We start from the raw sequence: 10150 nt of genomic DNA, 5'->3' as shown, positions 1-10150 counted from the left end.
CGACATGATGGGCGAGAAGGCACCGTGGTCGCCGATCTGGATCACGATCTACAAGGCCAATGCGCTCACGCTCGAGCGCTATCGTCACGGCCGCGTGCTGTTCGCGGGCGACGCGGCGCACCTCGTGCCGATCTTCGGCGTACGCGGGGCGAACTCGGGCATCGACGACGCCGACAACCTCGCATGGAAACTCGCGTTCGTCGTGAAGGGACTCGCGGGCGAGGCGCTGCTGGACAGCTATTCGGACGAACGCGTCTTCGCGACCCACGAAAACCTGAGCTACGGTACGAAGAGCACGGAGTTCATGGCGCCGCCGTCGTTCGCCTTCGAGCTGATGCGTACCGCCGTGCTGAGCCTCGCCCGCCAGCACCCGGCCGTGCGCTCGCTGATCAATCCGCGCCAGACTTCGGCCATCGCCTACACGGCCTCGCCGCTCAACGCCGTTTCCGATGCGTTCGCGAGCGGTCCTGGGCCGGGCGTCGTGCTGCCCGAATGCCCGCTCACGATCGTCGATCGGGAAGGTTCGCGCGAAGGCCATCTGACCGACCTGCTCGCGCCGCGCTTCACGGCGTTCTACTTCAGCGAGGACGGCGCGACGCCCGCGCCTATCGCCGCGCTCGAAGCGACGCTCGGCGAGCGCTCGCTGCCGTTCGCTCTCGTTGCGCTCACGCAGCGACAACTTGCCGATGCGGGGCGCCGCAGCGGCTGGGATCACACGGGGCGACTGTTCCCGATGTATGGCGCGCAACCGGGCACGCTCTATCTCGTGCGCCCGGACGGGCACGTGCTCGGCCGCTGGCACGGTAGCGCCGCTACGGCCGCCGCGCAGGCACTCGCCGCCCTCGACCATGCGCTGCGGTCCTGACCGCCGCCGAACAAAGTACATGTGGAGAAAGCCATGACCGACAGCGAACTCGACGCCGTCTACACGCACCTGTGCAAGACCATGACCGAACTGGGCGAGGCTAACGGCCCGCTCTTTCTCGCGCGCTTCGCGCTGCTCGCAATCGAGCGGATCGGCAATGCGCAAGCCTGCCTCGGCTTGGTCGATGCGGCCGGCGAGAACGTCCCTGCAGCGGTGCCGAGATAACAGGAAGCACCATGCCCGCCCACGCGGCGGGCGAAGCGAACCTCAGCGCTGCGCCGACTGCACGAGCCGCGCGAGGCGCGAGCGGTTGCTGACGCCGAGTTTCTGAAACGAACGATCGAGATGGGTGCGCACGGTCGTATAGGAAATCCCGAGCCGCTGCGCAATCTCCTTGTCGAGCAACCCCTCCACCACGAGCGCAACCACGTCGCGCTCGCGCCGCGTCAAGCGGCTGAAGGCTTCGTTCCCCGCCGTGGGCGCATCGCCTGACACCGTCTTGCCTGGCTCCGCTTGCGCACGCGCGCGTGCGAGCGCCACCGTGTAAGCCGGGCGCACCAGATCGAACAACGCCAGCTCGCGATCGGAAAACGTCTCTCGCTGCGTGCCGCGCCAGATGCGCAGTTCGCCAAGGTTCTCCTCGCCCGACCAGTGGCACACGTTCATGCCCAGGTACAGGCCGTCCGCGTGCAGGAGGGACAGCAAGCGGCGCCCCACCTCACAACGCAGGACGTCTTCGGGCACGGCATGATCGGCCAGCAGCTTGAATACGTCGGCGACCAATGCGAGTTCGCGGCTCGTCAGGTACATGCGGCGTGGATGCGATAAGAGGTTGGTCGGCGGGCGCGCCTGGTTTCGGGCGCAATCGTCAGTGCCTGGTGATCTCGTCTCACGAACTCGAGACGAGACGCGCAAACGGAAAAGAAAAAGGGGCGGCATATGCCACCCCGCAAAAACACACGCCGGCAGAGGGCTGTCTTACCGCCGGAAGTCGCATGGTACGCGATGTATTACAGAGCCGCATTCCCCATTATTGGGGACAAACGTTCATCTCATGCAAACTTTCGCGGCCTTTCGCGACCGCAAGCCCGATTGCCGATGCGAAACGGCGCTCAATCATGCACGGCGCATCGCTTCGCATCGTCGGCACGGTTTTTACTGGATCACGCGCGAGACGCCGCGGCCACGCGGATCGGAAACCGCCTCGGGCGTGTCGCCTTCGATGCGGATCGCCTGGATGTCACCGTTGAAGTTCTGCGCCTTCAGCACGTAACCCTTCGCCTCGACCTGCCTCGCGAGCTTGCCGTCGATCGGCTGATACGGCTCCCAGAAGATCGTGTTCGGCGGCAGCAGTTGATGGTGGAAACGCATCGCCCCCACGGCATCCTTCAACGGCATATCGAAGTCGTAGATGTTGTTGACGACCTGGAAGATCGACGTGAAGATGCGCGAGCCGCCCGGCGTGCCGATCACGAGCGCCACCTTGCCGTCCTTCGTGAGGATCGTCGGTGTCATCGACGAAAGCGGACGCTTCTTCGGCGCGATCGCGTTCGCGTCGCTGCCCACCACGCCGAACATGTTCGGCACGCCCGGTTTCGACGAGAAGTCGTCCATCTCGTCGTTCAGCACGATGCCCGCACCCGGCACGACCACGCCCGAGCCGAAGTAGCCGTTGATCGTGTAGGTGTTCGAAACAGCGTTGCCCCACTTGTCGACGACCGAGAAGTGCGTCGTTTCCGCCTTCTCCGGCATCGAATCGCCGAGGCCCACCTGTACGCTCTTCGTGTCCGAAGGCTTGTCGAGATCGACTTCGGCAACGCGCTTCGCGAGGTACGCGTCGTCGGTGAGCTGCGCGACCGGCACCTTGTAGAAGTCGGGGTCGCCGAGGTATTGCGCGCGGTCCGCGAATACGCGCTTTTCAATCTCCGCGATCAAATGAATATACTGCGGCGAATTGAGCACAACGCCCTTGAACTCCGGCGCGAGTATCGACTTCATCTTGAGCAGTTGCACGAGGCCCACGCCTCCGGAGCTGGGGGGCGGCGCGGTGACGATCTCGTAGCCGTTCCACTTCGCTTCAACGGGCTGACGCCACACCGCCTTGTATTCCTGCAGGTCACGCTTCGTGATGAGGCCATGCCCCTTCATCGATGCGGCGATCAGGTCGGCGGTCTTGCCGTCGTAGAAGTCCTTCGCACCCTGGTTCGCGATGCGCGCGAGCACGTTGGCGAGGTCGGGCTGCCTGAACGTCACGCCCTCCTTCAAGTCGCCGAAATACTGGTCGAAGTTGGTCTTGCCGCTGAATTCCTTCGAGGCGTCCTCGCGGCGCTTCGCGAGTTGCTCGTCCACGACGAAGCCCTCACGCGCATATGCAATCGCCGGCGCGAGCACCTGCTTCCATTGCAGCTTGCCAAAGCGCTTCTGTGCTGCCCACATGCCATCGACGGTGCCCGGCACACCCACGGCGTCGTAGCCATACAGGCTCTTGCCCTCGATCACATTGCCCTTGTCGTCGAGGTACATCGTGCGCGTGGCGGCGAGCGGCGCGCGCTCGCGATAGTCGAGGAAGTACGGCTTGCCGTTCACATAGAGCGTCATGAAACCGCCGCCGCCGATGTTGCCGGCTTCGGGGTAAGTCACGGCCAGCGAGAAGGCGATGGCGACCGCCGCGTCGACGGCATTGCCGCCTTCCTTGAAGATCTGCTCGGCGGCGTCTGCCGCGTACTTGTCGGCGACGGCCACTGCCGATGCGTTCAGGACCGCGGGGCGTTGCTGCGTATCCTTCGCGAAGGCTGGCGTGACTTCGAGCAAGCTCGTGGATAAGGCGGAAAGGGACAGGAGTGCGAGAGCGGCAGCGGAAATTTTCTTCTTTTCAACCAGCGTCATTGAATGCGTCCTCCATGATTCGGTTTGTCGACCTACGGAAAACCTGACTTGGCCTTATAGCACGCTCGCAATTCGATTGCGATCCGGCCATCCGCCGATACCATGCGGGCGCGATACGGGTGTCATGCCGGGATCAAGCCTCGCCGCGCCGCCCGCGCGCGATCTCTTCGCCGGCGTTCGCGGGCAACCGCATCGTCACGGGAATCGACGCGACCGAGAACAGGCCGACCACGAGGAACGCGGGCCAGAAGTCGGACCAGACGATCGTTGAGTGTCCCTGCACCCGATGCGAAAACTGCAGCACGAGCCCGGCAATCGTCACGCCGAGACCGAGCGACACCTGCTGGATCACGCTCGCCACGCTCGTGGCGCGGCCGATGTCGCGCGTCGGAATATCGGCATAGGCGAGCGAATTGAGGCCCGTGAACTGCAGCGAGGGGAAGATGCCGCCTACGAGCACGATGACCCAGATGAGCCACACCGGCGTGACCGGCGAGAACAACCCGTATATCGCGATGGACGCGCCCGCGATCGCCGCGTTCACAATCAACGTGCGTCGAAAGCCGAAGCGCCCGAGCACGCGCGAAACGATCGCCTTCATGAAGATCGAGCCGAACGCCGAGGCGCAGGTGATCGCGCCGGAAGCGAATGCCGTCATGCCGAGCCCTTCCTGCAGCGTGAGCGGCAGCAGAAACGGCACCGCGCCGAGCCCGATACGAAACAGCGACCCGCCCGCCACGCTCGCGTTGAAACTTGGAATGCGCAGAAAGCGCAGATCGAGCACGGGGCGCTCGATCCGTTGCGCATACAACCAGTAAGCCGCCAGCAGCAGCGCGCCGATCACGCACATCGTCACGGCTTTCCCGCTCGAAATGAATTCGCCGCCTACGAGCGAAAGGCCGAGCATGAAGAGCGACGCACCGCCTGCCGAGAACACGAAGCCGAGCCAGTCGAGCCGCCCCGGATGTTCCTCGTGCATGTTCGCGATATGCCGGTTCGCGAGCCAGATGCCGAGCAAGCCGATCGGAATGTTGATGAAGAAAATCAGCCGCCAGTGCAGAAACGTGGTGATGAAGCCACCTAGCGGCGGCCCGACGACCGGCCCGAGCAGCGCGGGCACGGTGAGATAGTTGACCGCGCGAATGAAGTCCGACTTCGGCAGCGAACGGAAGATGATGATGCGGCCCACGGGCACCATCATCGCGCCGCCAATGCCCTGCACGAAGCGCGCGGCCACGAACATTTCGAGCGATCTGGAGGCCGCGCACAACAGCGAGCCCGCCATGAAGATGCCGATGGCGGTGCGGAACACGTTGCGCGAGCCGAAGCGGTCGGCCACCCAGCCGCAGATCGGGATGAACACGCCGAGGCCGATCACATAACTCGTGACGGCCAGCTTGAGGGTGATGGGGTCCTGGCCGAGATCGCGGGCTAGCGCAGGAAGCGCTGTGACGATGACTGTCCCGTCCACGTTCTCCATGAACATCGCGCACGCGACAATGAGCGGAACGATGAAAGCGCCGAGGGCTAATGGCATGGGCAGGACGACAGTCAGCGTGGCTGATGGCGTAAAGCCGTCATTATGGCACCGTGTTGCGGAGAACGGGAACCCTGCAACAGATGAAACACGGCCGGCAAAAAGCGTGCGCTTCAGCGGGTAAAACGCAAAGGCCGCGAGGGCCGCCGCGGCTCATCGCGGCAGACGTACCTCGCGGCCTTTGAGTAGGCCATTGCCTATCAAGATGACTCGATCTGTCAGACGGCCGTCTGCGGCATGCGGCTCACGACGGGACGCAGTTGCGGCAGCACCTGTTCGGCGGCGCGCGTCACGTCGTTGGGGAAGTCGATCTCGATCCACGGCGCACCGGTCACGTCGGCTGTGCCGAACTCGCTGCCGCGCTCGAGTAGCAGGTCGCGCAGCGCCTCTTCGTGCGGCAGGTTCGCGCGACCCGTATCGACATAGCCCTCGACGATCTGCGCGAACCGGCGCGCCGTCGCCTCGTTCAGTCGGAAGAAGCCCACCGACTCGCCGATCGTGTCGTATTGCAGACCGACCGCGAGCTGCTTGCGCAGTTCGACCGGCACGCCGTCGCGCAGGCACAGCTTCACGGGCTCGTCGCCGGCTTCGAAGTCGCGGTCGATCAGCAGGCGATTGGCAGGCGCCTCGCCCGCCACGAGCGGCGCGAACACGCGCTCGTCGTAGAGCACGTCGGCGTCCATCAGCAGCACGTCGCCGCCGCGCGTGAGCGCTTCGGCCGTGCGATGCACCGTGAGCACGCTGCCCAGGTCGAAGCGCGGGTTCAGCACCGTCTCGACCTTGTGCGGCCAGTTGATGCGCTTGAGCTCGGCCTCGACCAGCTCAGGCTGGAAGCCGAGTGCGAGCACGACCTCGGTGACGCCCGCCGACTCCAGCATTTGCAGATGCCGTTCGAGCAACGTCACGCCCTCGAACTGCAGCAGACATTTCGGAAACTGTTCTCCAGCGCGTTGCTGAAGGCGCAGGCCGAGGCCTGCCGCGAGAATGATGGCGCGCATGCGCAAACGTTCCTTGAGAGAAAAAAGGTCAATCAGCGACTTCGATAGCGCTCACGCGCCCGGCGCGCCGGCGTTGCCAGCTGCGTTCGCTGAAGTGCAGATACAGAAGGCCCGGCAGTCCGAGCAGGATTTCGCGCGCGCGCTTCGCAAGCGAGAGCGCGAGCGCCGCCTCCGGCGGCAGGCCGACGAGCGGCGCGAGCAGCAGATAGCCGCCCTCCTGCACGCCGAGCGAGCCGGGAATGGCGAAGGCCGCGCCGCGAATGGCCTGGCCGATGCTCTCGAGCAGCAGCGCATCGATCCAGCCCACGGGATGGCCGAGCAAGCGCAGCGCGAGCCACACTTCCACGATACCGACGAGCCAGCCCACGAGACTCAACGCAAAGCTCGCCGCCGCGCGGCCACGCTGGTCGTAGAGCGACTTGACGGCAGCGTCGATGGCATCGGCGCGCGTGGCGAGCGACGACCAGTCGCGCTTGCCGAACACCTTCGCGGCGAGCCGCAGCACGCGGCCGAACAGGCCGCGACGCTGCGCAACATAGAACAGCGCGATCAGGGCGCCGAGCACAGCTGTCGCGATCAGCGCCGCGTAACCGAGATTGCGCGGCGCGCCGTTCGCGGCGTAGGCCGAAAACAGCACGATGCCGAACACGGCGAAGACGATCTGCGCGAGCGCCTGCAGCGTGGTGCTGACCGTGATGGCCGCGGCCGCGTCGCGCATCGGCATGCCGCGCTGGGCAAGCTGGCGCACCATCACCACCGGGCCGCCGATCTGACCGGCCGGCAGCAGGCTGTTCACGGATTCACCGCTCCAGCGCGCGAGCAGCGCGTCGCGCGTGTCGACGCGCGCATGCTTGTCGAACAGCACGGCAATCGCGCCCGCATCGAGCGCGAGCGGCACGACGTGAAACGCCGCGACGAGCACGAGCCCCCAGCCGGCGGCCGCGAGCGCGCCCGCCACCGAGCCGAGGCCCTGCCACGCGAGCAGCGCGATGAAGAGTGCCGTGCCGACCGACAGCAGCAGGATGGCAGCACGACTCACACTTTCGCTCCGAGCGCCTTGCGGAACACCTGGCGGAAACCGAAGTACGCGATGGCGTCCTTCATGTTCGAGATGAAGCGCCGCCAGGGGCGCATGTTCGGGTTCGTCACGTATTCGAGCGTGAGCGAGACGCGCATTTCGCCTTCGAGGCTCGGCGTCACGCGGTGGCGCAGCATGTCGCCGTCGAACAGCACGAGCGCGCCCGGCGGATATTGCACCGAGCCCGGTTCGTCGGGCTTGTTCGGATCGCGCGTGTGCAATTCGTAGTCGAGCTTGCACGAGGAGTTGTCGATCACGCCGAGCAGCACCGTGTACCGACGGCCGTCGTAGTACGACGTGTCGTAGTGCCAGCCGATATGGTCGCCGGCGCGCGTGTAGTAATAGAGCGCATAGGCGTGCGGGTCGTCTTCGGGCGACAGCTGCAGACGGTCGCCCGTGACCTTTTCGAGCCACGCGATCAATTGCGGCGAGCGGTAAAGCTGCGCGATGTACGGCGCGAGGCGGTCGATGGTATGACGGCTCACACTGCCGCCCGCCTTGTGACCCGGCAGATAGTTGCGATTGACCTCGGGCAGCAGCGCGTTGGCCGCGTCGATCAACTGCTGCGTGGCGTCCGCGGGCAGGAACTCGGAGAGATACAGGAACGAGCCCTGGCGCTGGTAGTCGTCGCGCAGTCGGCCCGTGTTCAGCGGGCGCAGCGCTCGGCTGATCGCACCGTCCGGCTCGCCGCGTGAAGGGCTGTCCGCAGAATGCGCTGGGAACGCTGCAACCCGTTGTTGTTCTTCTGCTTGTACATTCATCGGCTGATCCACACCTGACTGTTTTCCTTGCCGGGCCGCGCGCGGCGCGTCGCGCGCACATAGTCGAGCACCACCCAGATAGCGAACAACGGCGCCCCGATCGACGCCGCGATGATGAACGGCGAAACGACGCCCGTCAGCGTGACAAGGGGTAGCAGATACAGCACGTCCTCGGTTTCGAAGCCGCCAACGAACGCCTGCTGCGTGCCGGCCTTGCCGGCCATTTCCTCGATACGCATGCGCAGAAAGAAGATCACGGCGACCGCCACGCCGGCGATCCCACCGAGCACGGCCGGCGGCACCCGCCATTCGGCGCCAGTCGCGGCTGCCACGACGCCGAGCCCGTAGCCCATGCCGAAGAACAGCAGGACCGTGACGAGCGCATCGGCGGCGAGATCGTAGAAATGGCCGATGCGGCTCGTCTTTCCGCTGATACGCGCCAATTCACCGTCGGTATGATCAACAAAATTCGACAAAACGATCAGAAATGCGCCAATATTGACGTTCAGAAAGTCGCCGCGCGCCAGATAGGCGGCGCCGGCAACTCCGATCAGAAGTCGCAGCGTGGTCAGGTGATTCGGAGTGACGCGCGTCGAGACGAGCGGCGTAACGAGCCAGCGCGCGGCGCGCGCGTCCCATGTGCGGGGCAACGGCACCGTTTGCGGAGCTTTTTTTGCAGGTTTGTCTTTTCCGGTCATAACCGCGAAATATATATGGCTTCCTGAAAGCTTGCAGCTATCCCGACGTTCGAATTCCATTTGGCCGACAACCCGACGTTTAAAGGGCTCTATCACATACCGCAGTGCCGCGAGCGTAATTGCCCGAACGCAGGTAGAGTGCAACCCTTTGCGCCATCCGCGCGTTGTGCGCCCGCCACATTACGCTCCCGGCGCACGCACTTTCGCGATTTTTGCAATGAAACGTTTCTCCGCCGTCACCCTTTTCCTGGCTACCCTGCTGTTCCTGACCGGCAATGCCGGCGCTGCCGTCATCGACGATTCCTTGACCTGCAAGGCGTCCGCACATGAGTTCATCTCGGGGCTCATCGACCGGCAGTTGATCGAGCCGACGCCCATGAGGGTCGAGAGCAATTCGATCAACGCGTTCTGGCCCGCGCAGGGGCAGCACATGACCGCCTACGGCTTCAAGGTATTCGCGGTGGTCGGTTTCCAGAAGGACGACCCGCTCTTTCGCACCGGCGACGGCAAACCCATCGCGCCTTCGGCCTACGGCGCCGTCGTGATCGGCTCGCAGGCCAAGGTTCAGGCGGCGCTCAGCGCGGCTGGCAACAACGCCATCGTCCACCATGCCGGCCCGCTGCTCACCGCCATCTTCTGCCAGCAGGACTGAGCGTTCGGTCGAGTCCCGCGGCCTCGCCCCTTTATCTAATAGCGCCTATTCGATGCGACCGAAGCCGTCTTCGGCCCAAGCCTCGGCTCGCGCCTTCGTGAGCTTGAAGTTCGGGGCGACGCGCACCTGGGCAAGCTGCTCGCCGAACGCGTCGAATGCGCTGAGCAGCGCGTAGGGCTCGTACTCGTCGGGAACGATCTCGAGCGTCACGTCCACATCGCCCTCACCTGCCTGCACGCTCACGCGTTTGTGCAACAACGCGCGCAGTTGCTGCTCGTGCCGGCGCAGCACTTCGGAAGCGGTCTTCACGAGCGTGTTGAACGCGGACGTATCGAGCGGCTTGGGATTCTTCTTGTCGCGGCCCATGGTCCAGGGCCCCACCAGCGCGGGCTCCGGCTCACCGTCCTTGATCATTTCGACAGCCCAGCCGTCGTCGTCCTCGTTCTTGATCACGCGCGCCGTCCAGCCATCCTTGCGCCAGAGGCGCGCTTCCTGGATCACCTCGGCTTCGGTGGTGAGGTCGTCGGCAGGGAAATCGGGATCGAGTGCGGGTGAAGAATCGGTCATGGCGGGCTTTCCATCGGGTTCTGCGTGGCGTACCCGTTGCCGGGCAAGCGCAGGATTCTACCCGCATCGCGCGGTGCGCAGCGGACGCCGCATCACACGCTACCCTGA

11 protein-coding genes are annotated in these 10150 nt (G+C 64.9%); 3 read left to right on the top strand and 8 right to left on the bottom strand.

Annotation, left to right across the window (positions count from 1 at the left end; genetic code table 11):
• Together VMJ11_RS04165 and VMJ11_RS04160 are read left to right on the top strand one after the other, a co-directional pair.
• The coding region (locus VMJ11_RS04165; RefSeq protein ID WP_325617191.1) for an FAD-dependent monooxygenase at positions 1 to 865 on the top strand (865 nt) is incomplete at its 5' end.
• A gap of 33 nt (positions 866 to 898) precedes the next feature.
• Positions 899 to 1090, top strand: coding sequence for a hypothetical protein (locus VMJ11_RS04160; protein ID WP_325617189.1), 192 nt, complete (start codon positions 899 to 901; stop codon positions 1088 to 1090).
• Between the two features lie 42 nt (positions 1091 to 1132).
• On the opposite strand, the gene VMJ11_RS04155 is transcribed toward VMJ11_RS04160, so the two are convergent.
• The 7 genes from VMJ11_RS04155 to VMJ11_RS04125 all read right to left on the bottom strand — a co-directional run bounded on the left by VMJ11_RS04155 (position 1133) and on the right by VMJ11_RS04125 (position 8823).
• Positions 1133 to 1675 carry a helix-turn-helix transcriptional regulator gene (locus tag VMJ11_RS04155; protein ID WP_325617187.1) on the bottom strand — a complete coding sequence of 181 codons (543 nt, stop codon included), beginning with the start codon at positions 1673 to 1675 and terminating at the stop codon, positions 1133 to 1135.
• Between the two features lie 345 nt (positions 1676 to 2020).
• Positions 2021 to 3751 (bottom strand): gamma-glutamyltransferase, encoded by a 1731-nt coding sequence (ggt, locus tag VMJ11_RS04150; protein ID WP_325617185.1) that lies wholly within the window; start codon positions 3749 to 3751, stop codon positions 2021 to 2023.
• 133 nt (positions 3752 to 3884) lie between these two features.
• On the bottom strand, positions 3885 to 5288 hold the full coding sequence (locus VMJ11_RS04145) for an MFS transporter (RefSeq protein WP_325617183.1): 1404 nt from the start codon (positions 5286 to 5288) through the stop codon (positions 3885 to 3887).
• A gap of 218 nt (positions 5289 to 5506) precedes the next feature.
• Positions 5507 to 6286: a phosphocholine cytidylyltransferase family protein gene (locus VMJ11_RS04140; RefSeq protein WP_325617181.1), complete on the bottom strand. Its 780-nt coding sequence runs from the start codon at positions 6284 to 6286 to the stop codon at positions 5507 to 5509.
• A 28-nt stretch (positions 6287 to 6314) separates the two neighbouring features.
• Positions 6315 to 7325: a flippase-like domain-containing protein gene (locus VMJ11_RS04135; protein ID WP_325617179.1), complete on the bottom strand. Its 1011-nt coding sequence runs from the start codon at positions 7323 to 7325 to the stop codon at positions 6315 to 6317.
• Positions 7322 to 8125, bottom strand: coding sequence for a 2OG-Fe(II) oxygenase (locus tag VMJ11_RS04130; protein WP_325617176.1), 804 nt, complete (start codon positions 8123 to 8125; stop codon positions 7322 to 7324). Before VMJ11_RS04130 ends, VMJ11_RS04135 begins: the two co-directional genes overlap by 4 nt.
• Entirely contained in the window at positions 8122 to 8823 is a 702-nt protein-coding gene (locus tag VMJ11_RS04125) for a CDP-alcohol phosphatidyltransferase family protein (RefSeq protein WP_325617174.1), read from the bottom strand. Before VMJ11_RS04125 ends, VMJ11_RS04130 begins: the two co-directional genes overlap by 4 nt.
• 217 nt (positions 8824 to 9040) lie before the next feature.
• On the opposite strand from VMJ11_RS04125, the gene VMJ11_RS04120 reads away from it, so the two are divergent.
• Positions 9041 to 9475, top strand: a complete 435-nt coding sequence (locus VMJ11_RS04120; RefSeq protein ID WP_325617172.1) for a hypothetical protein — start codon at positions 9041 to 9043, stop codon at positions 9473 to 9475.
• Between the two features lie 45 nt (positions 9476 to 9520).
• Here the strand turns inward: VMJ11_RS04120 and VMJ11_RS04115 are convergent, their stop codons facing one another.
• Positions 9521 to 10042: a hypothetical protein gene (locus VMJ11_RS04115; protein WP_325617170.1), complete on the bottom strand. Its 522-nt coding sequence runs from the start codon at positions 10040 to 10042 to the stop codon at positions 9521 to 9523.
• Positions 10043 to 10150 lie beyond the last annotated feature (108 nt).

The sequence above is a fragment of the Paraburkholderia sp. genome, assembly GCF_035501035.1.
Classification (GTDB): domain Bacteria; phylum Pseudomonadota; class Gammaproteobacteria; order Burkholderiales; family Burkholderiaceae; genus Paraburkholderia.
The sequence above is the reverse complement of the archived record's forward strand: the minus strand, read 5'-3'. Positions and strand labels throughout refer to the sequence as shown.